Origin of the sequence: Streptomyces sp. NPDC007875 (assembly GCF_042868035.1) — a bacterium.
In the GTDB taxonomy this organism is placed as follows: domain Bacteria; phylum Actinomycetota; class Actinomycetes; order Streptomycetales; family Streptomycetaceae; genus Streptomyces; species Streptomyces antimycoticus.
This window is the reverse complement of record NZ_JBIADZ010000043.1, coordinates 33585-54015: the sequence shown is the minus strand read 5'-3', so window position 1 is coordinate 54015 and position 20431 is coordinate 33585. Positions and strand designations below refer to the sequence as shown.

20 protein-coding genes and 3 pseudogenes are annotated in these 20431 nt (G+C 68.2%); 11 read left to right on the top strand and 12 right to left on the bottom strand.

What is annotated here, in order from left to right:
* Positions 1-69 precede the first annotated feature (69 nt).
* Complete coding sequence (locus ACFYOY_RS45030; protein WP_351905145.1) at positions 70-1380, top strand: FAD-dependent oxidoreductase; 1311 nt, start codon at positions 70-72, stop codon at positions 1378-1380.
* Positions 1381-1739: 359 nt separating this feature from the next.
* A complete protein-coding gene (locus ACFYOY_RS45025) occupies positions 1740-2000 on the top strand; it encodes a hypothetical protein (RefSeq protein ID WP_351905142.1) in 261 nt (86 codons plus the stop codon).
* Between the two features lie 21 nt (positions 2001-2021).
* Here ACFYOY_RS45025 and ACFYOY_RS45020 read toward each other — a convergent pair whose 3' ends face one another.
* Complete coding sequence (locus ACFYOY_RS45020; RefSeq protein WP_351905139.1) at positions 2022-3278, bottom strand: helix-turn-helix domain-containing protein; 1257 nt, start codon at positions 3276-3278, stop codon at positions 2022-2024.
* Positions 3279-3495: 217 nt separating this feature from the next.
* Positions 3496-3756 (bottom strand): annotated as a pseudogene (locus tag ACFYOY_RS45015) (transposase); the annotation flags it as partial.
* A gap of 175 nt (positions 3757-3931) precedes the next feature.
* On the opposite strand from ACFYOY_RS45015, the gene ACFYOY_RS45010 reads away from it, so the two are divergent.
* Complete coding sequence (locus ACFYOY_RS45010) at positions 3932-5140, top strand: IS256 family transposase (RefSeq protein WP_388593715.1); 1209 nt, start codon at positions 3932-3934, stop codon at positions 5138-5140.
* Between the two features lie 42 nt (positions 5141-5182).
* On the opposite strand, the gene ACFYOY_RS45005 is transcribed toward ACFYOY_RS45010, so the two are convergent.
* On the bottom strand, positions 5183-5782 hold the full coding sequence (locus ACFYOY_RS45005) for a DUF6058 family natural product biosynthesis protein (RefSeq protein ID WP_388593706.1): 600 nt from the start codon (positions 5780-5782) through the stop codon (positions 5183-5185).
* Positions 5783-5900: 118 nt separating this feature from the next.
* Positions 5901-6205: pseudogene (locus ACFYOY_RS45000) on the bottom strand (IS5/IS1182 family transposase); the annotation flags it as partial.
* 443 nt (positions 6206-6648) lie between these two features.
* Between ACFYOY_RS45000 and ACFYOY_RS44995 the strand changes: the two are divergent.
* Positions 6649-7164, top strand: coding sequence for an HNH endonuclease family protein (locus ACFYOY_RS44995; RefSeq protein ID WP_351905133.1), 516 nt, complete (start codon positions 6649-6651; stop codon positions 7162-7164).
* A 316-nt stretch (positions 7165-7480) separates the two neighbouring features.
* On the opposite strand, the gene ACFYOY_RS44990 is transcribed toward ACFYOY_RS44995, so the two are convergent.
* From ACFYOY_RS44990 to ACFYOY_RS44980, 3 genes are all read right to left on the bottom strand, one after another.
* Positions 7481-8113, bottom strand: a complete 633-nt coding sequence (locus ACFYOY_RS44990) for a hypothetical protein (RefSeq protein ID WP_351905130.1) — start codon at positions 8111-8113, stop codon at positions 7481-7483.
* Between the two features lie 124 nt (positions 8114-8237).
* Positions 8238-8375, bottom strand: coding sequence for a hypothetical protein (locus tag ACFYOY_RS44985; protein WP_388593703.1), 138 nt, complete (start codon positions 8373-8375; stop codon positions 8238-8240).
* A gap of 724 nt (positions 8376-9099) precedes the next feature.
* Entirely contained in the window at positions 9100-9939 is an 840-nt protein-coding gene (locus ACFYOY_RS44980) for a LysR family transcriptional regulator (protein ID WP_351905124.1), read from the bottom strand.
* Between the two features lie 93 nt (positions 9940-10032).
* Here ACFYOY_RS44980 and ACFYOY_RS44975 point away from each other — a divergent pair, with 93 nt between their 5' ends.
* Entirely contained in the window at positions 10033-10770 is a 738-nt protein-coding gene (locus ACFYOY_RS44975) for an SDR family oxidoreductase (RefSeq protein ID WP_351905160.1), read from the top strand.
* 28 nt (positions 10771-10798) lie between these two features.
* On the opposite strand, the gene ACFYOY_RS44970 is transcribed toward ACFYOY_RS44975, so the two are convergent.
* The gene (locus tag ACFYOY_RS44970; RefSeq protein ID WP_388593700.1) at positions 10799-11209 is read right to left on the bottom strand and encodes a hypothetical protein; all 411 of its coding nucleotides are present in this window, start codon (positions 11207-11209) and stop codon (positions 10799-10801) included.
* Positions 11210-11690: 481 nt separating this feature from the next.
* Complete coding sequence (locus ACFYOY_RS44965) at positions 11691-11993, bottom strand: transposase domain-containing protein (protein ID WP_388593698.1); 303 nt, start codon at positions 11991-11993, stop codon at positions 11691-11693.
* Between the two features lie 249 nt (positions 11994-12242).
* Here ACFYOY_RS44965 and ACFYOY_RS44960 point away from each other — a divergent pair, with 249 nt between their 5' ends.
* The 6 genes and pseudogenes from ACFYOY_RS44960 to ACFYOY_RS44935 all read left to right on the top strand — a co-directional run bounded on the left by ACFYOY_RS44960 (position 12243) and on the right by ACFYOY_RS44935 (position 17962).
* Positions 12243-13205, top strand: coding sequence for an Lrp/AsnC family transcriptional regulator (locus ACFYOY_RS44960; protein WP_388593695.1), 963 nt, complete (start codon positions 12243-12245; stop codon positions 13203-13205).
* A gap of 122 nt (positions 13206-13327) precedes the next feature.
* Positions 13328-14425, top strand: a complete 1098-nt coding sequence (locus ACFYOY_RS44955; protein WP_388593693.1) for an alkene reductase — start codon at positions 13328-13330, stop codon at positions 14423-14425.
* 416 nt (positions 14426-14841) lie between these two features.
* Positions 14842-15135, top strand: a complete 294-nt coding sequence (locus ACFYOY_RS44950) for a DUF664 domain-containing protein (RefSeq protein ID WP_388593690.1) — start codon at positions 14842-14844, stop codon at positions 15133-15135.
* Positions 15136-15490: 355 nt separating this feature from the next.
* A pseudogene (locus ACFYOY_RS44945) lies at positions 15491-15649 on the top strand (dihydrofolate reductase family protein); the annotation flags it as partial.
* A 241-nt stretch (positions 15650-15890) separates the two neighbouring features.
* The gene (locus ACFYOY_RS44940) at positions 15891-16268 is read left to right on the top strand and encodes a DUF2267 domain-containing protein (protein WP_351905109.1); all 378 of its coding nucleotides are present in this window, start codon (positions 15891-15893) and stop codon (positions 16266-16268) included.
* A 14-nt stretch (positions 16269-16282) separates the two neighbouring features.
* The gene (locus ACFYOY_RS44935) at positions 16283-17962 is read left to right on the top strand and encodes a DEAD/DEAH box helicase (protein ID WP_351905106.1); all 1680 of its coding nucleotides are present in this window, start codon (positions 16283-16285) and stop codon (positions 17960-17962) included.
* A 325-nt stretch (positions 17963-18287) separates the two neighbouring features.
* Here the strand turns inward: ACFYOY_RS44935 and ACFYOY_RS44930 are convergent, their stop codons facing one another.
* The 3 genes from ACFYOY_RS44930 to ACFYOY_RS44920 form a co-directional block, all read right to left on the bottom strand.
* On the bottom strand, positions 18288-18437 hold the full coding sequence (locus tag ACFYOY_RS44930; protein ID WP_351905103.1) for a hypothetical protein: 150 nt from the start codon (positions 18435-18437) through the stop codon (positions 18288-18290).
* 31 nt (positions 18438-18468) lie between these two features.
* The gene (locus ACFYOY_RS44925; RefSeq protein ID WP_351905100.1) at positions 18469-19044 is read right to left on the bottom strand and encodes a thioredoxin domain-containing protein; all 576 of its coding nucleotides are present in this window, start codon (positions 19042-19044) and stop codon (positions 18469-18471) included.
* A 186-nt stretch (positions 19045-19230) separates the two neighbouring features.
* On the bottom strand, positions 19231-19812 hold the full coding sequence (locus tag ACFYOY_RS44920; protein WP_351905097.1) for a hemerythrin domain-containing protein: 582 nt from the start codon (positions 19810-19812) through the stop codon (positions 19231-19233).
* Positions 19813-20431 lie beyond the last annotated feature (619 nt).

Here is a 20431-nt window from a genome sequence, read left to right as displayed (position 1 = left end):
GGCGGAGCGGCGACCCTCCGCGCCGCCAGAGGAACCGTCTGGTCCGGCAACGAGAAGGTGGATTGGAACATGGCTGAGAGCACAGACGCTGTCGTCGTCGGGGCCGGGGTAATCGGATCCTCTATCGCTCTCGAACTGGTGCGGAGCGGTCTGCGGGTCGTTGTGGTCGACAAGTTCGGCGGCGCAGGCAACGGCTCCACCAGCGCCTCGAGCGCCGTGGTCCGCTTCACCTATCCCACGATCGCGGGCGTCAATGCTGCTTGGGAGTCCCGTCACTGCTGGGAAGCATGGCGCGACCATCTCCAAGCACCCGCCAGTGAACCCCTCGCAGCGTTCAACCGCTGCGGCGTCACCATGCTGGACGTGGAGTTCGCACCCTGCGGCATGTTCACGCGACACTTCGACAAGGTCGGTGTCCCGTACGAAAAATGGGGTGCACGAGAGCTGTCCAAGCGGTCGCCCGCCGTGGACACCGGCCGGTACTTCCCGCCCCGCCCCGTGGATGACGACGAGTTCTTCGCCGACGCGTCCGCTCGGCTCGGTGCTCTCCACACACCCGACGGGGGCTTTATCGACGACCCGCAACTCGCCGCGCACAACCTTGCTACGGCGGCCCAGCGGCACGGAGCCGCCTTCCGGTGGAAGACCCCCGTCATCGCGGTGATGCGGCGCGGAGGACGCGTGCGCGGGGTGCGCCTCAAGGATGGAACCGAACTGTCCGCCGGCGTGGTCGTCAACGCGGCCGGCCCATGGTCGGGACAGCTGAACCGGCTCGCCGAAGTGGGCGGCGACTTCACCGTCGGTCTGCGGCCGCTGCGCCAGGAGGTGCACCACGTAGCGGCGCCCGCCGGCTACCACGGCGCCGGCGGCGACGGGCACGCACCGGTGCTGGCCGATATGGACCTTGGCACGTATATACGGCCCGAGGGCGGGGAGTTCCTGCTCGTCGGCGGCACGGAACCCGAGTGCGACCCGCTGGAATGGCTCGACGATCCGGACGACGGGAGTCCCACTCCGACCGTGTCGCAGTTCAGGACGCAGGTGACGCGGGCGGCTCGCCGACTGCCCGGCCTGCGCGTTCCCAACAAGCCTCGTGGTGTGGCAGGCGTATACGACGTGACCGACGACTGGACCCCCGTATACGACCGAACCGAGCTTGCCGGCTTCTACGTGGCCATAGGCACCAGCGGCAATCAGTTCAAGAACGCCCCTCTGGTAGGCCGCCTCATGACCACCCTGATCCACGGTGTCGAAGGCGGGCACGACCACGACCGGAGTGCGCTCACGCACACCTGCGAACACACCGACCAAACCATCGACCTCGGTGCGTTCTCACGCCGACGTCGGCCGGCCCCATCCACGGGCACAGTCCTCGGCTGACGCTGGCCGCTGAGCCGGGTTCCCCGTCGAAGAGGATGGCTCGTGCCCGGCCGTCGACCACCTGTGCAAACCTGGCGAGCCGGAGCTGGGCAACCCCACGCACTGTGCGAAGCGCACATCAGCGTCACCAGCGACGTCTTCGACGAGCTAGCGGATCCTGCTCGCCGTTGCCGCCCCGAAAGCGTCAACAGCAGTTCTCTTCTCTGCTGGAGTCAACGACCAGTGTGGTGGCGGTGTCACCTGTCCCCCGGTCGCGGTCCGGGCCGCCGGGGGCCGGTCAGACGCGCTCGCGGCCATCCGGCAGCGCATCAGCCGCCTGACGGGCGAGAAAGCACACCCAGCTGAAGGAGCCCACCTGCATGGACCACTACATCGTCTCGGCCGACCTGGTGCCGGGTATCCGGTCAACGTTGCTGCGCATCATGGCGACTTTGCACAGCCGCAACGCCGACATGCACGAGGTGAGCTTCCGGCGCAGGCCCGCAGGCACGTCCGTCTTCAGCGCCGTAGTATGCGCAGATCCCGAGCGCCTTGACCATCTCGTTGCGGCACTGGGCAGGCTCGTGCACGTCACGGGGGTGACGGCACGGCGAACGCCGCAGGTTCTGCGGCAACCGTAGCAACGTTGCTGCTGCCCGTGCTCAGAACACCACGTCTGGCGCTGTCATCGATGTCGGCAAGCGGGGGTGCAACTCTGCCATCTTCAGGCCGAGATGCGCGGCCAGTCGGTCATCGCCGACGTCCAGTTGCAGTCCAGTGAGCTGCTCAACGCGATGCAGCCGTTTGTAGAGTGTGGAGCGGTGGATATGTAGGGCGGTGGCGGCATGCTGGGCATCGCCGGCGTGATCGAGATACACCCGCAGGGTTTCAACCAGCCCACGGTGCGCGGGGTTTGACAGCAGGGAGCGCAGCCCCGGGTGGATGCCCTCGGCAAGCTCGTCGGGGGTGAGCTTGCCCAATAGCGCGTACACGCCCAGCTGCGTATAAGCCACCACTTGACCCAGGGTGCCCGTGATGCGGGCGACCTCGGCAGCGCGGCGGGCTTCCTCGTAGGAAGAGTGGGCCTCCGTGAGGCGTGGGCGTGGCCCGCCTACGCCTACCCAGCACAGGGCGGCCCGTCCCAGGCCGAGTTCTGCGACCAGCTTTTCGCGCAGCACCTCGGCAAGCTCGGCGGCATTGCGCTCGATGACCTGAGAACGTGCCCCAGGCCAGATCGTCAGCAGAAGCGCGTGATCCGGACGCGTCAGGGCCAATCCGCGCGAGGGGGGAAGCCGTCGTCGACAGCGGTCGACGGCGAGCTCCAGGGCCAGACGGCGTTCTTCAGGCAGAGGCTCGCCCTCTTCGCGCGCCACCATGGCTACCAGGACGGTGACCGGGCCAGCCACGGCGTGTTCCTCCTCGACGAGCGCGGCACCCGCCTCCGTCCGGAGTGCCTGATCCGGGGCGATCAGGTCGCGGACTAGCTCCCTGGCGTGGCTGCGAGTCGCTTCGACGCCAAGGTAGCCGCGGTGCAGGACCAGGGCGGCTTGCGCAGCCGCCTCGCGCAGCAACTCGACGGCCCGGTCGCCGATAGGGCCATCGGAGCCGATCAGCCATACGTAGCCGAGCAGGGCATCGTCGTAGCGGATCGGCATGCCGACCCGTTCCATCGTGATGCCGATCTGGGGGCATGGCGGAAGAGTGAAGACATCGGAAGCCTGGGCAGCGCCCTGCTCGCAGACGTGCGCGACCAGCGCGGCCGACACACCACGGTGCATGACCGATTCGATCCGGGCGTCGTCCACGTCGCCAGTGTGCGCGTTGTACGCGAGCAGCTTGAGTCGCGTGTCGTCGATGGCGATCGACCGACCAAGACGGGCACCGAACGCGTCGACAAGTCGCTGCAGCTCCGAAACCATCTCGGCACTGTATAGGGGGGATGAACTTTCCACAGGTCGACATACGGCGCCAGCCATCCATCAGGGACGCGACATACGAAGCGGGGCATCAGGACCGCGTGTTCCTAAAGTCTTGAACGACAGCCCACCGATCGGTGGGGGCGGGCCCCTCCTGAGCTCTGAGTGTCACCCAGGACTGCTGTACTCGCAGCCATGCCCAGTACTCCCGCTCCTTACCGGAGGCCGCGATGCTCGTGAAGGCCAGAAGGTGATCGGCCATGCGCTCGTAGCGGCGGTGGAGGCGACGGCATCCGGCGAGCCGAGTCATCGTGCGCTCAACGATCCACCGGTGCCGGCCGAGCCGCTGCGAGGTTTCGGCGCCTTTGCTGGCGATGCGATGCCGGATGCCTCGCCGGGAAAGCCATTGCCGCAGGTGGCGGTAGTCGTAGCCCTTGTCGGCGTGGACCTTGCCGGGCTTGCGGCGTCGCCGGCCCCGGCGGGGAGCAATGCTCATTACCTGTGGATCGGCTCGGGAGGGCGCGCGCGGAGGGCATACCTTCCCGAGTGATCGATTGACTGGTATCGAGTAGGCCCGCGTTGCCGCGCGGGCCGGGAAGGCACGCCCGTGCTCAGCGTAGTGAAACGCCGACGGCACCACCGCCGACGGTTCCTCTCTGATCGACGAGATCGTCCGGGAGGGCGCACGGAGGATGCTGGCTGCCGCGCTGGAGGATGAAGTCAACGCTTACATAGCCGAGTTGGCCGATCAGCGGGACGACAAAGGCCACCGCCTGGTCGTGCGCAATGGCTACCACCAGCCGCGGAAGGTGACCACGGCGGCCGGGGTGGTCGATGTGAAGGCGCCGCGGGTGAACGACAAGCGTGTCGACGCCGAGACGGGCGAGCGCAAGTGGTTCTCCTCGGCGATTCTGCCGCCCTGGTGCCGCAAGTCCCCGAAGATCAGCGAGGTGCTGCCGCTGCTCTACCTGCACGCACTGTCGTCCGGCGACTTCGTGCCCGCGCTGCAGCAGTTCCTCGGCAGCTCGGCCGGGCTCTCCCCGGCCACGGTCACCCGGCTCACGGAGCAGTGGCAGGCCGACCACGCAGCATTCTTGGACCGCGACCTCGCGGAGGTCGACTACGTGTACGTGTGGGCCGACGGCATCCACCTCAACGTCCGCTTGGAGGAGGCCAGAGCCTGCGTGCTCGTCCTGATCGGCGTGCGTGCCGACGGCTCCAAGGAACTCGTCGCGCTCGAGGACGGCTACCGCGAATCGGGCGAGCCTTGGGCTGACCTGCTGCGCGACTGCGCCCGCCGGGGCATGCGCGCCCCCGTTCTCGCGGTCGGCGACGGGGCCCTCGGCTTCTGGAAGGCCCTGGCCGAGGTGTTCCCCGCCACCCGCGAGCAAAGGTGCTGGGTTCACAAAACCGCAAACGTGCTCGACGCCATGCCGAAGTCCGCGCAGCCGGGCGCGAAGAAGGCCATCCAGGACATCTACAACGCCGAGGACAAGCAGCACGCGCAGGCAGCGATCAAGACGTTGACCCAGCTCTACAACGCGAAGTTCCCCAAAGCCGTCAAGAAGATCACCGACGACGAAGCCGAGCTGCTGGCGTTCTTCGACTTCCCGGCCGAGCACTGGATCCACTTGCGGACCACGAATCCGATTGAGTCGACGTTCTCCACCGTCCGGCTGCGGACCAAGGTCACCCGAGGGGCCGGCTCCCGCAGCGCCGCCCTGGCCATGGTCTTCAAGCTCGTGGAGTCCGCCCAGCAGCGGTGGCGGGCCGTGAACGCGCCCCACCTCGTCGCCCTCGTCCGCGCCGGAGCCCGCTTCGAACGCGGCCACCTCGTCGAACGTCCCGAAGCCCGCGCGGCATGAACGATGGCAACCGATCCGCAGAACGCCACCCATGGATCCAGGTCACGGACGCGGGAAGCGGGCGCGCATGGCGGCGATACAGGTGTCCCGGGACGTGGGCCCGCCGAACCGAAGACGGTCATATGCCGTGAACGCCGGTTCCAGCGTGTCGAGTTCGTCGACCAAGGCGTGCAGCCGCTCAGACCACTGCGCTGAACGGGCATTCGGCACGTTCGCCGCGGCACTGATCGCGGTCGTCAGGTAATCCTTGCGCTGAATGGCGGCCGGGGTAACCGAGTGCAGGCACACGTACTGTCCGCTGAGATACGCATTCCACTCCGCCTTCCCGGTGACCGGGTCGGCCCAGTGAGCGGTGAACCACGCTTCGAGCAGCTCTACGCCACCAGCTTCGTCGGCGAGAGCGAACAGGTCGGCCGGCACCATCTCGGCACCGTCGGAGCGCAGATATCCCGGGAGCGGCAGACGCTGCCCCAGCATCAGTTGGCGGACCGCATCGGCATCGCGGCCACGGACTGCGCACAGTTCCTCCAGGGCAACGAACTGCGCGCTGACGTATGCGTCATCGGCATCGGTCATCGGATGGACACCGTTGACTTCGCGGAATCGCTCGGCGAGCTGCTGCTTCAGGTCTGTCTCCGACATCGGGTCGCCTCCGGCGCTTACCAGCGCGGGCATCTCCCGCACAGGACACGGCACGCTACCGGCCGGACGGTTCGGCACTCACCGAACCATCGATGGAATCACGACAGCACGCCATCACTCCGCCCACCGATCCACAGCTCTTGACAATTACTCCCCGGCGGGAGCAGATCGGAGGTATACCCTTCATAGGCGGGATCAGGGCTTGTCTGTCGTGCAGGTTGGCGCCGGAGATCCCGACAGAAATGGGCGGACCGGTCCGCTCGGTGATCAGATGGATCTACGAGCCGTACTTGCCCCGGTCGACAGGATTCGGACCGGTCAGGTCCCTCTTTTCACGGCCCGCATGTTCACCGAGTCGATCGCGCATCGCGACCAGTCGAGCTCACTACGGGAGCCGAGCTCGTCCAGGACCAGCCGGTGCAACAACTCATCCGGAACCAGCCGCTCAACGATCGTCCCCACGACCCACAGCCTACCGAGTCAATTGAGATGACCTCTTAAAGGCGGGCGCCAAGCCCACGGATGTCGTCGATGCCTGGGCCGGAGTTAAATACTTCTCAAGGACTCAGCGGATGCCGAGGTTCGCCCGATATGCCTGTGGGCTCGAGGGCAGCTGGAGTCCTGCTGACGTGCATCCACTTTAGGTTACAGCGACCGGAAGCTGAGTGTTCGGCGCGGCGGGGCGCGTCACGGTGACGGTCATGATGATTCGTTGCTGGGCCGCTGCCGCGGCCACCGTGCTTGTGACGGCTGCCCTCACAGTTACTGCCCACTCAAGCTGGGCCTCCTCCAGCGCCACCTCTCTCGCGAACCTGCCGGTCTCGGTGGCGGAGTTGCCTGACCCGCCGACGCCTGGAAAGACTCGGATGCAGCTGGCCTCGCTGACCGTCGCGCCCGGGGACGATGCGCCCGGCTACAGCCGGGCGAAGTTTCCCCACTGGGCGACCCAGTACGGCACCTGCGACACCCGCGAAGTCGTCCTCGCCCGGGACGGTGAAGGCGTCACCCACGACGGGCAGTGCCGGGCCACAGCCGGCAGCTGGCGCTCGGCGTACGACGGCGTGGTGCTCGACGCAGCGTCCAAGGTGGACATCAACCACGTCGTGCCGCTGAAAGAGGCATGGCGGTCCGGCGCCTCGCAGTGGACGACGGCGGATCGCCGGGCGTTCGCCAACGATCTCGCCCATTCCCAGCTCACCGCCGTCTCGGCCCTCTCCAACCGGGCAAAAAGCGACAAGGACCCCTCCGAGTGGCAGCCTGACCTGGTCAGCTACCACTGCACCTACGCGCGTGCGTGGATCTCGGTCAAGCTCACACATGCCCTCACCACAGACGAGGGAGAACGTGCCGCGCTGACCGGCATGCTCGACAGATGCGCCTGATGCACCTCGGTGTCCGGTGTGCACAGGCCCCCGTAAGCTGCGAACGGGACCCGCAGGACCCCACCCGGTACGCCTGGGACCGCCTCGACCTACGCCTCAGGGGAGTCATCCAGGAGGAAGCTGAGACTCTGGCCGGACCCTTCACCGACAGCTGCCCCATCTACAACATCCTGCGCCGGGGCGGCAATGTCGTGATCGCTGTCCGGGCTGAAGCCCTCCCTCTCCCTACTGTCTGAGGAACGGCGTTCTCCAGTCAGTGATGCTCGCGGGTTCTCGGGCAGCGTGTAGCAACGCCGGATGTTCTGTGCAATCCCTCTCAGGAAGGGATTGCTTCGCTGGGCTCAGCTGTACCTGCGGCCGTTTTTGGGGCGGCGGTCGAGTAGAAGACGGACCGTTGCTGCTTGGTGCGGCGTGCTTGGCCCTTGGCGACGAGTGACTCCAGAGTGCTGCGCACGACAGTGGCTTTGATCTCCCGGTCTGGAAAAGCCTGAGTGAGGGCGGCAGTTACCTCGATTGCCGAGCGTGGTTCGCCGTGCTGGGCGAGGTCGTCACGGATGAGGTCCCGGAGCGTGGGTGCACCCGCTTTTCGTGCCCGCTGAGGGCGGTTCCTGGTCGACTCTGCCTCCTTCCGCTTGCCGGTGGTCGTGCTGGTGTTCTTCTTCGGCTTGCGTGCTGCTGGCAGCGGTGCAGACTTCCGTACAGCGGACGAGCCATTCTCCAAGCTGGCGACGTCGGTGTTCTCGGGTGCGTCACCGGTGGCTTCGTCACCGAGGGTCTGCCGCATGCTGAGCAGGAGCGCCCGGTTGTTCTCCAGCGCCAACAGTTGCTGCTGCAGTGCCGTGATTTCGGAGCTGAGACGTTCGTGTTCGGCGGAGTTGCGTTCGAGATCGGCGGTGATCTGCGCCGCGTACTGGGACTTCAGATTGGTGTTGCTGGCGGAGGTGTCCACCACAAGCTCCCTCGTCTGGGCCGTTTTCATGTTGGTGGTGGATGGTACCTCTGCACGACGGCTAACGGTCTCGGGGGAGATTGAGGTTCGGGCGTGTTGGCCTTGCGGCTCGGCTGGTGGGTGATCAGCAGGCGGTGTCGCGGAAGAGAACGAGTTCGGTGCTGATCCGGCGGCGGGTGGCCCGCTGCGCGGATCGGTCGGTAACGAGTGAGGTGATCGCGAGATGGGTCTCGGCGTAGGTATCGCAGTGCCCGTGCGGCACTTCTCATGTCATGGCCCGACCGGGGCGATCACCTTGTCCGCCGAGACCGTAAAACGGTGGAGCGACCATCTCCGGGGCCTGGCCGATCGCCACAACCACGATCGCATCCACTCCCAGGAGCCGACCGCATGAGCCCCGTCGCAGACGAGCGCGACCTCATTCAGGCCGCGATGGACCGCATCGCGCGGCACACCCGAGCGCTCCAAAGGCGCCCTGACGATCGTCGCCCTCGCCGTCGAAGCCGGTGTCCCGCGCAACGCACTCACCCAGCGGCACACTGACGCCGTGCTCCGTCCGCCGCCTGCTCAGCGTCAACCGCAGGCCACACATCCGGAGAGCAGACCCTCGGGGAGGGTAGGCGGTGATCACCGTGTAGTGGCGAGGTGATCGGCCCCTGCTTCCTAGTGGCTCGTCTTGCATCGTTGGCCGGGTGGCCGACGTGCCGCTGGTCGGGTGAGCAGACCTGTCTGCAGGACCTGATCGGAGGTGGTCGTGGGGCGTCGACCGACTGTGTTCGTCCGGCCGATCAGCGTGGAGGAAGGCCGCCGCTTGCAGCGGATCAGCCGGATGGCGAAGGATCCGGTGCGGCTGCGGCGGGCGATCGTGGTGGCGATGTCCGCCCAGGGCCAGACGGTCAAGGACACTACCTCGCTGATGCAGGAGCGTAGAGCTGCCAGTTGCTTGATCGGGGCTGTCGTTGGGTGGCCGCCCTCCTCATCCGGGTTCAAAGACGTGTTGCCACGCGGATCAGGTCGGCAACTGTACGAAGGCGGCTGTGCGGCGGCCAGGCGATCGCCGTTGTCACGGGTGGAGCGTCCAGGACCGGTACGGCGGCGAGGTTCCGGCGCAGGTCGGCGCCGGCTGACTCGGGAATGACCACGGTGGTACGGCCGAGCGCGATCAGCTGGAAGAGCTGTGTCAGGTTCCGTACCTCTGCGCCCGGTCCTTCCGGGTAGCTGCCGCTGGGACCGGGCCAGCGGGCCATCGGGAGCGTTGGCAGGGTGGTGATGTCGGCCATCCGGATCTGAGAGCGGCTGGCGAGCGGGTGTGAGGCCGGCAGGATCGCGACCTGTCCCTCTGTGTACAGGGTTTCGGTGTCGAGCCCGGCTGCTGAGTCGAAGGGCAGGTGGAGCAGAGCTACGTCGGCTTGCCCGTCCTGTAGCAGCTGCTGGTGCTGGTGTGCCTCGCAGAGCAGTAGCTCGACGGTGGCTGCGCCGGGTTCCGCGGCGTAGGCGTCGAGCAGTTTGGTCAGCAGCTCGCCGGCGGTGCCGGTTTTGACGGCGAGGACGAGGCTGGGGTGTGCTGTCGCGGCCCGTTGGGTACGCCGCTCAGCCGCGGTCACTGCGCTGAGGATCGCGCGTGCTTCGGCCAGCAGCACGGCTCCGGCCTCGGTGAGCGTGACCTTGCGGCTGGTGCGTTCCAGCAGGGCGACTCCGAGCCGCCGTTCGAGCTGGGTGATCGTGCGGGACAGGGGCGGCTGGGCCATCCCAAGGCGCTGGGCGGCCTTGCCGAAGTGCAGCTCCTCGGCGACGGCGACGAAGTACCGCAGCTCGCGTATTTCCATGCGCCCAGGCTAATGACGGCTCACGGCTGATCGATATCGTTCGGGTATTGCTGCACTACCGGGAGGGTGTTGGTGCCCGGCCGCAGCGCGGGCATGCTCGCTGTCGTGAACGAGAAAACGATCGCGCTGGTCACTGGCGCGAACAAGGGAATCGGGTACGAGATCGCGGCCGGGCTCGGTGCGCGGGGCTGGAGTGTCGGTGTCGGCGCCCGGGACGAGCAGCGCCGGGAGGACGCCGTGGCGAAGTTGCGCGCGGCTGGTGCCGACGCCTTCGGCGTGCCCCTGGACGTGACCGACGACGAGAGCGTGATCGCCGCGGTCCAACTGATCGAGGAGCGTGCGGGGCGGATGGACGTACTGGTCAACAACGCCGGCGTTGCCGGCGGCTGGCCGGAGGAACCCACGACCATTGACCTCGACACCGTGCGGCGACTGGTGGAGACCAACGTCATCGGCGTCATCAGGGTCACCAACGCGATGCTGCCGTTGCTGCGCCGTTCGGCGCACCCGCGGATCGTCAACCAGTCCAGCCACGTCGGCTCCCTGGCCCTGCAGACCACGCCGGGTGTCGACCTCGGGGGGATCAGCGGGGCGTACGCGCCGACGAAGACCTACCTCAACGCCGTCACCATCCAGTACGCCAAGGAGTTGAGCGGCACCGGCATCCTGATCAACAACGCCTGCCCTGGTTACGTGGCCACCGACCTCAACGGATTCAGTGGGACCCAGACCCCCGAGCAGGGCGCGGCGATCGCCATCCGGCTGGCGACCCTGCCGGACGACGGCCCGACCGGCCAGCTTTTCGACGACAACGGGGTCGTCCCCTGGTGACCTGACCCTCGGATGCGTTCCCCGTCGGTCAGGCCGTAACCGCGCGTCGGACCCACGTGCACCCCGCGAAGATCGCTGTCGCTGGGCTTTGCCACGCGGCCTTGGGCGGGTACTCGGTCCACTGCCGGATGGGTGACTCGGGTGCGAAGCGGTTCTTCGGCTCGGTGCGGGCGTTGTACCAGCGGATGTGGGCGGCGATGGCGGCGTTCTGCTCGTCGTGCGTGCGGTGGTCTATGCCATTGAGAGCGAAGCAGTGCAGCGCGGCGAACTCGGACTCGATCCAGTTCAGCCAGGAGCCGTAGGTAGGAAGACCAGCTCGACGTGCGGCCCAGGGACGGACCTCGGCGAGCTTGTTGCGGGGAGGAGCTGTCCAGGGTTTGAGGATCCGGCAGTAGACCTGGCCGGTGGCCAGGTCGAGGGCTGCGAGCGTGTGAATCACCCCGCCGCTAGCGGTTGTAGGTGGCCCGCAGGCGCCAAGGCTTGGCCGCGGGGCGCCTAGCCCTGGGTTTGCGCGGCATCAGGTTCAGCGGGCCGAACTCTTCGACGCATATCACCCCGTCGGCCAGCGGTCTGTCGCATAACGCCAGGATCCAGTGCGCCTTGGCGATGAAGTCCCGGTCGATGGACGCCTTCCACGTCGTGGTGGCCAGCTAGGAGACCTTGCCCTCGCGCAGGATGCGCCGCAGGGTCTCCCGGCTGGTCCTGGGCACGCCCTGGCCGGTCGACGAGGTGGGGGGCGTGGGCTGACGGGCGCGTTACATGATCAGGGGCCGGGACTTCGAGCAGTTCTTCAACGAACACCGGCCGCACCAGGGCATTGCCAACGCCCGCCCGCTGCACCCGTTGCCGCCATCGATCGCCGACCCGGTGAACATTGCCCGCCTCAACATACGACGTCGTGATCGCCTCGGCGGGATGCTTCACGAATACCGACATGCCACATGACTTGGGCGGATGAGGTTTCCGGCAAGCACAGGGCCCGGCAAAGTGCCGAAGTACACGGCCGCACCAAGGCCCGGGCATCCAGGCTCGCGACGAGCTTGTCCCACACCGCCCGGAGCTGCACCACTCGAACAGGGCCAGCGCCAGGACGAAGTCCACCACCACCCCGAGGGCAGCAGCCTGATCCGCATCTGGACCGTCCCGGTTTCCTCCACCACCGCATCGACCAGCGCATAGTCCGCCACTTGGGTCAACTTCCCCAGAGGCCCCGGCGTGAACACCGCGATATCGCGGGTGATGACAGACTGCTCCTGTAACGGGGCTCCTTGATCAACCCTCTTGGTCGAAAGTTGATCTACAGGGTTCCGTTGCGTCGTTCAACCCCTTGACACGTCACCACCAGGCCAGTCTCAACGGTGTTGAGACTGAAGCATTAACGCTGATGCGTAGTTAGCGGAGCCCGTCGGGCGTGGCCGGTACGGGGAGCACACGGGGCGCGCTGGATGAGTCGGATCGGTAGGACGGGACACATGTCGGACGCGGTCGAACGCGGGCTGCTGCAGGCGCTCCAGATCGATGGGCGGGTCGCGTTCTCGCTGGTCGGTGCGGTGCTGGGGGTTTCGGACCAGACAGTGGCGCGCCGGTACGCGCGGCTGCGGAACGAGGCGGGCGTTCGGGTGATCGGTGCGGTGTGGCCGGAGGCGGTGGGGCGGCAGTTGTGGCTGGTGCGGGTGCGGTGCGTACCGGAGGCGGTGGCGGGGCTCGCGCGAGCGCTGGCGAAGCAGGCGGAGACGACGTGGGTGCAGATCGTCTCGGGCGGCGCGGAGGTCCTGTGCATGGTTCAGGCGGTGACGGACACGCCGGCCGCGGAGTCGACCGTGCTGTCTCGCCTGCCCCGCACGCCCCGGGTCACCGGGGTGAGTGCGCACCGCGTGCTGCACCCGTTCTTCGGGGGAAGTGAGAGTCCGCTGACGAAGAACGGGCCGCTCACGGCGGAGCAGTGCGCGCGGCTGTCGCCGCCGGCGGCGAAACGCGTGACCGGGCCGGTGGAACTGTCGACGGAGGACAACGCGTTGCTGGAGGCGCTCGCGCTGGACGGGCGGGCCGGGTTCCGGTCGCTGGCCACGGCGACCGGCTGGTCGCAGACGACTGTGCGACGGCGGCTGGCGGAGCTGCGCTCGGGCGGGGTGGTGTACTTCGACGTCGATGTCGACCCGGCGTTACTGGGGTCGTGGACGCCGGCGGGGTTGTGGCTGACGGTCGCGCCGGGTGAGCTGGCGGCTGCGGGTGAGGCGCTGGCGGAGCATCCGCAGGTGAGCTTCGCGGCTGCCACCACCGGTGTGTCCAACCTGTACGCGAGCGTGCAGTGCCCCACTGGCACGGCGCTGTACGAGTACCTGACGGGCCCGGTGGCGGCACTGCCCGGGCTGCTGTCGGTGGAGACCGCGCCGAGTATGCGGGTGGTCAAGGGTGCGTCTCCGATCGTCGGATAGCGCCGCGTACGAGGCCCTTCGTGTCGGATAGCGCCCACTGGGACGGTGTTCCTGCTGCGGGGCTCAGCGCGAGGGGATTGTGGCGGGGCACGAAAATACATCGCTCCGAGAAGGAACTCCCGATGCCCAACGCATTCGACCCGATCACCATCGGACCGCTTACCCTGCCCAACCGCGTCGCCATGGCCCCGCTGACCCGCCGCCGCGCCTACGGCGACGGCCTGTCAGCGACCCCGCTCATGGCCGAGTACTACCGGCAGCGCGCGACCGCCGGGCTGATCGTCGCCGAAGCCGCCCAACCCAGTCGTGTCGGCCAGGGCTACACCGACACTCCCGGCCTGTACGACACGGCGCAGGTCGCGTCCTGGCGCCCGGTCGCCGACGCCGTACACGACGCGGGCGGCCGGATCTACACACAGCTCATGCACGCCGGCCGTAACAGCCACCCCGAACTCCTCGGCGGCGGGCTGCACCCGCTCGCGCCGTCCGCGTGTGCGGCCGAAGGCGTCGTGCGCGTCCACGGCGGCGAACCGGCCGTGCGCAAGCCGTACCCGATACCGCAAGTCCTGACCATGCAGGGCATCGCGGATACCATCGCCGACTTCGCCGATGCGGCCGCGAACGCGATCGACGCCGGGTTCGACGGTGTCGAACTGCATGGAGCCTACGGTTACCTCATTCAGCAGTTCCTCTCCGGCAACGCCAACCGCCGCACCGACCGCTACGGTGGCAGCGTCGCCGGGCGCGTCCGGTTCCCGCTCGACCTCGTCGATGCCGTCGCCGCGCGCATCGGATCCGAGCAGCTCGCACTGCGGATCTCCCCTGGCTGCACCGCGTTCGGCCTCGACGAGCCGGACCTGTACGAGCTCTACCTCACCCTGGTCGACGGTCTGCCACGCGACCTGGCCTACCTGCACGTATTCGAGTTTCCGGGCCACCGCGACCTCACGGTGAAACTGCGGGAGCGCTGGGCAGGAGTGTTCATGCTCAATCCGCACGAGACTCACCACGACTGGCCCGCCGGCCCCCGGCAACTGCGCCTGGTCGACGACGGGCTGGCGGACATCCTCTCGTTCGGGACGCTGTTCATCTCCAACCCCGACCTCGTGCACCGCCTCCGCCTCGGCGCGCCGCTCGCCGAGGCCGACGAGACCACGTTCTACCGCGGCGACCACCGCGGCTACACCGACTACCCCTGCCTGGGGGAAGTCCTCTCGTGACCGCTGTCCTGCGCAGCGCGATCGCCGTGGTCACCGGTGCCAGCAGTCGCATCAGCCTCGCAAACGCCGCAGACTCACCCTTGCCGACCGGCCGGCCGCGCGCGGGGGGCGAGCCTCGCTGTCCCAGCTCTCCACTCGCTCAGTGACCGCAGCGTGAGGGCGGTCGCCGATCCGATCAGATCGGGGCCGCCCTCAGTCGTGCCGCCCCCGCCCCGCAGCAACCAGGATCACCGGGTGGCAAAGGGAAGGCCGGGCGTTGGTATCCGGCTCTTGGCACGAGGGGGGATCGCGGGAGGGGGGCCTTGCCATCATCGTTTGGTGAACGATGACCAGCGCATACACCCCTCGAAGGTGGCCGACGACCGTGCGTCGCTCACCTCGTTCCTCGACTACCAGAGGGCCACCCTGGCCATGAAGTGCCAGGGCTGACCGGCGAGCAGCTGAAACAGAAGGCGATCCCGACCTCAGGGCTCACACTTTTGGGCCTGGTACGCCACGCGGCCTCCATCGAGCGAAGCTGGTTCCGCTTCGCCCTGGGCGCCGAGGACGTCAGGTCGCTTTGGCCTGGCGAGGTCGACGGCACGTCCGCCGAGTCCCACGTCGAGGACGCCGACGTGGACGAGGCGTTCGGAGTCTGGCGCGAAGAACGCGCCCGTGGTCGTGCTTCGCGTACTCGCCGACGACGAGGCGAAGGTGGCGCTCTCCGTTGATCAGGATGTGGTCGGTTGCCTCGCGTCGGCATGATCCGATCCAGCGTTCCGCGATGGCGTTCATCCGGGGCCACCTGGGGCAGTGTCGGGCCGGTCGGGTGCGGGGTGACGCCGGCGATGTGCACGCGGCGGGGGCTGTGGTCGATGAAGAACAGCACGAACCAGTGCCACAGGAAGACAGGGCCGATGTGGAAGAGGTCGGTGGCCACGATGGCGGAAGCCTGGGCTTTGAGGAAGGCGGGCCAGGACTGGTTGGTGCGCTGGGGTGCGGGGTCGATCGCGGCCTTCTGCAAGATCTCCCAGACGGTCGAGGCACCGAGGTCACGGGGCCGGGCCGAGTTCTGGAATCCCACAGGTGGACGAGCTCCGGCTCATGATCATGCCGGTGATCCTCGGCGGTGGTAAAAGCATCTTCCCCGGCGACGGCGCGCGGCGCACGTTCGAACTGGTCTCCACGGTCACCAGCGGCACCGGCGTGCAGGTGTGCACCTACCGGCCGGTGGCCGAGGGGTAGCGCCGCCGTCTACCGCCGCCCCGGCTACGCGCCGATGCACGGCCACGCCGAGCTGGAGGTGCCTCCATGTGGCAAGGCGCCGTTGTCGCCGACCGCTTCGGCATGGCGGGTCGAGTCAGGGCGCGCATTTGGACCTGGCGTGCGCACGCGGCGGGCCGCCAGGGTCGCCATGCTGGACAGCCTCGGTAGCAGACACCAGAAAGCCCGAAAAGTCGAAATGCCGAAGAGAGGCGGGCCTCTCATGGATTACGAGACGTTCATCAGCACCGTCTCCCAGCGCTCCGGCCTCCCGCGCGAGCAGGCGGAGGCCTTCACCCACGCCACCCTGGCGACCCTGGCCGAACGGATCACCAGGGGCGAGGCGGACGACCTTGCCTCGGAGCTGCCCAAGGCGCTCAAGGAATCGCTCGTGTCTCCGACCCCGGAGGCCGAGAGCTTCGGGCTCGACGAGTTCGTCAACAGGGTGAGCACACGGGCCCACACCAGTCCGGAAGTCGCTCGGGAAGGCGCGGCAGCGGTGCTGAGCACCGTCCGGGAGGCGGTCAGCGGCGGTGAGTTCCGTCATGTCACGTCGCAGTTGCCGAAGGAGTTCGAGGAACTCATCCACACTCCGGCCTGACCTGCCGTGCGGCCATGACAACAGACGCGACCGCCGAACAGATCGGCTTCGCCGATCTGCGACTGCGCCCTGAGCTACTGCGGGCACTCGTGGGGCTGGGCTACGAGGAGCCGACCCCGATCCAGCGCGAGGCCATCCCTTTGCTGCTGGACGGCCGCGATCTGCTGGGCCAGGCCGCCACGGGAACCGGGAAAACCGCCGCGTTCGCCCTGCCGGTGCTTCAGGGCATCAGCCAGGACGGCGGTGGGGAGGAGCCGTCGGCCCTGGTCCTGGTGCCCACCCGTGAGCTGGCCATGCAGGCGTCGGAGGCCATCCATCGCTACGGGCGCGACCTGGGCACCCGGGTCCTGCCCGTCTACGGCGGGCAGCCGATCGGGCGGCAGTTGCGCGCCTTGGAGCGCGGCGTCGACGTGGTGGTGGCGACACCGGGCCGGGCGCTCGACCACATCGGGCGCGGGACGCTGCGGCTCGACAGCCTGGAGACACTGGTGCTGGACGAGGCCGACGAAATGCTCGACATGGGCTTCGCCGAGGACATCGACGCGATACTCGAGGGCACACCGGCGGATCGCCAGACCGTGCTCTTCTCCGCGACGATGCCGGCGCGCATCGACGCCATGGCCCGGCGCCATCTGCGCGACCCGGTACGCATCCAGATCGAGCGGGAGAAACCGGCCCCCGGTGAGACGCCCAAGGTGCGGCAGTCCGCATACGTCGTGGCACGGGCGCAGAAACCCGCCGCGCTCGGTCGGGTGCTGGACGTGGAATCGCCGGAGGCCACCATCGTCTTCTGCCGGACGCGGGACCAGGTCGACCAGCTCACCGAAACGCTCAACGGACGGGGATACCGCGCCGAGGCACTGCACGGCGGAATGAGCCAGGAACAGCGGGACCGGGTCATGGGTCGGGTGCGCGGCGGGACCGCGGACCTGCTGGTCGCTACCGATGTGGCCGCCCGCGGGCTGGACATCGAGCAGCTCACCCATGTGGTCAACTACGACGTGCCCTCCGCGCCGGAGTCCTATGTCCACCGGATCGGCCGGGTCGGGCGGGCCGGGCGGGAGGGTGTCGCCATCACACTGGCCGAGCCCCGGGAACATCGGATGCTCAAGGCGATCGAGCGGACGACCCGGCGGCAGATCCGCGTGGAGAAGGTGCCGACCGTCGCCGATCTGCGCGCCCGCCGGCTGGAACTGACCCGAGCGGCACTGCAGGAGTCCATCGTCGAGGACGATCTCGACCGCTTCCGGGTGGTGGTGGAGACCCTCGCGGACGAGTTCGACGTGATGGATGTGGCGCTGGCCGCGGTCAAGCTGGCGCATGAGGCAGGGGGCGCGGCGGTCGACGAGGAGGAGATTCCCGAAGTAGCCCTCCGCGGCGGGCGCGGGGACCGTGAGGGGCGCGGTGGACCGGGCCGCGGCCCGCGGGGAACCAGGGCCCCCGCGGAGGGCCTGACGCGCTTGTTCATCGGTGCCGGGCGCAGCGCGGGCATCCGGCCACAGGATCTGGTGGGCGCCATCGCCGGGGAGTCCCGGCTGAGCGGGCGGGACATCGGCTCGATCGAGATCGCCGACCGTTTCTCCCTGGTGGAGGTCCCCGCCTCCGCGGTCAACGAGGTGATCCGCGCGTTGCGCGGCACCACCCTCAAGGGCCGGAAGCCGATCGTCCGGCGGGAGCGCGACCGGGCGGGCTGACCCGCGGCGCCGCACCCGGGAGTGACCTTCGGACGGGCTCAAGCGCTGGTGAGGTACGGTCTGTTCTCGGTTCAGGACCACCGCGGCACCAGAGGGGGCAGCGTGGCCCCAGGGCGAGTGACATACACCACGGACTACGCGACGACTCCGCCGGTCGTCGTCGGCGGGGGCGACCACCAACAGGGCAACGCCGCCCATGCGGTTGCCCAGCTGCCCTGACCTCAACGGCTCCGAGCGTGACCACTGTCGCTCGGTCCGCGCCTTCCACCTCGTCCCCGACGGACAGGACCCGATCGAGCGGGTCACGACCAAGCAACCCCCCGGCTCACGCGTGAGCGGGCGTGCCGCCGTCTACCGCGGCGGGGATTCGTACGGCGCCCCGCTCGGGAGAATCACCCTCCGCCGCCACGCCCTGCCCCTTCTCGATCAGCCTCTTCGCGTGGTCGTACGCCTTGTCGTTCAGCTTCACCGGCATGCGTAACCACCTCTCACGCGCTGTCCGCCGGTCACGCCGGATGGTGGAGGGCGGCCGCCACCGCGGTCCTGATCAGGCCCGGGTGGGGCCTTACGGCGACACCCTCGACGAGTACGGTCGGCGTGGCGCTCACCCCGCGTTCGGCCGCCCTGGCGGTGACGTACGGAGGCCAGTCCAGATGAACACCGTCGCGCACGCACGCGGCGAAGGCGTCGTTCAGCCCGACCCGCAGGCCGAGCGCGATCAGCTCCTCATCACTGAGCCCGGGCCCGCCCTCCGGCGGCTGGTTGGCGAAGAGTGTGTAGAGGTACTCCATGAATGCCCCGCCGTCGGAGGCGCAGCCCGAGGCGGCCGAGGCGCGGGTGGAGTACCGGCTGGTCGACATGGAGTCCAGGAAGGCCATCGGGTGGTAGACCAACGTCACCTGACCCTCGGTGACCATGGCATCGAGCAGTGGCCCCGATGCCTCCTCGAACATCCGGCAGAAGGGGCACTGGAAGTCGATATACGCATCGATGATCACTGGGCCGTTGCCGACGACAATGCCATCGCCTTCCTGAGGCGCGTGAGCCGGCACCCGGGCCGGGAGTGGCATCTGCGGTTGCATGTGGGTTCTCCTCGCGGCTGGAAACGGCGGTGAGGGGCCGGAGCCTCGCTCTTCCGCGCCCTCGGAGTACCCGCATTCCAGAACATAACGCGCAACGGATGCGGAGGGGGCTCGACGGGGCGGGTCGCGACGGACGACCCGCCCCTCGGCCCGTATGCGGCCGGCCTCGCGGTCCGCCGCCCACGGTCAGCCGGCGGCGCTCTTCAGGAGGTCCTTCGTCCGGTCGACGAGTGAGGCGAACGGCCCCACCACCCACTGAGCCGCGGGGGACCCGGCCACGCCCGGGTGCGGGTGCGTCGGGGCGATCTTCTCCGTCATCTGCAGCTTCGTTCCCATGCTCCGGCGCTTGCCCTCGGAGCAATCCCGCAGGATCGCGGGGAACTCCTCCCGCTCCTCGTGCTCGGCGTGGTCGATGACCGCCTTCTCGAATCCGGCCAGCCTTCTGTCGAATTCGGCAGTTGACACGTCCATCTTCTCGAGCTCGACGAGAACCTTGTTCGCTTCCTTCTCCTCCTTGTTGCGGGCGCCGGCCTCCTGCTCACCGGCTGTTTCCTTCGCGACCGGGCGCAGAATCATCTCCTCGCCGGTCTCATGCACCGCGAGGAGGGCCCGCAACTCGTCAAAGGCCTGCTGCTTGTGCTTGCCCTCGGCGCCCTTCACGTCAGAGAACAGGTCGCGGATGCGTGCGTGCTGCTCGAGCAGAATGGCCACTACATCACCCTTCGGCAGCTTCGCCGCCTCCGCACGTTCGGTCTGCGCAGTGCTCATGACGCTGTCCTCCGCATGTCGATGGATGTCAGCTCATAGGGTGACCAGAATCGGGCGGCGGAAACCGGTGTGCCACCTGATTGGGCCCCTGGGCTACGGCACCTCAGGTGAGGCACGGCGGAACCGGCTGACCTCCGAGACGGTTCCGTTCTTCGGCCAGCAGTTGTCTGAGGGGGCCCGGAAGCACCTGAGACCGACTGGAAGTACGTGCTGCGGACGCGGCTCAAATCGGCTGATCGCCCTGTCGTCGGAGCGGAGCCGTTCACCGACGGTCTGCCGTTCGTAGTGTCGGGAGTCGGTCCCTGGGACCCAGAACCGGACGGCGGGTTCCAGCCGGACGTGTTGGCTGCCCGCCTGTTGGCCTTCGTTTCGGGCTGGCGTGGCCGAGATGGGCCGCTCACTGATGATCAGCGTGAATGGTTCAGCTGGCTCGGTCCAGAAGTCAACGCCGTGCCGCCCCGCGGGAGAGCGCCGCGGTGGAGTGGATGGGGGGGTGGCAAGTCTCCGGCTCGTAGAGGTTCTGAAGATGCGGGTGGGGCGCCCCCGGCGGGGGGGGGGCCCCCCCAAAATAAGAACCACTGGCAGCAGGGTACCAATTTTTAAATGGGCCACCCGAGAC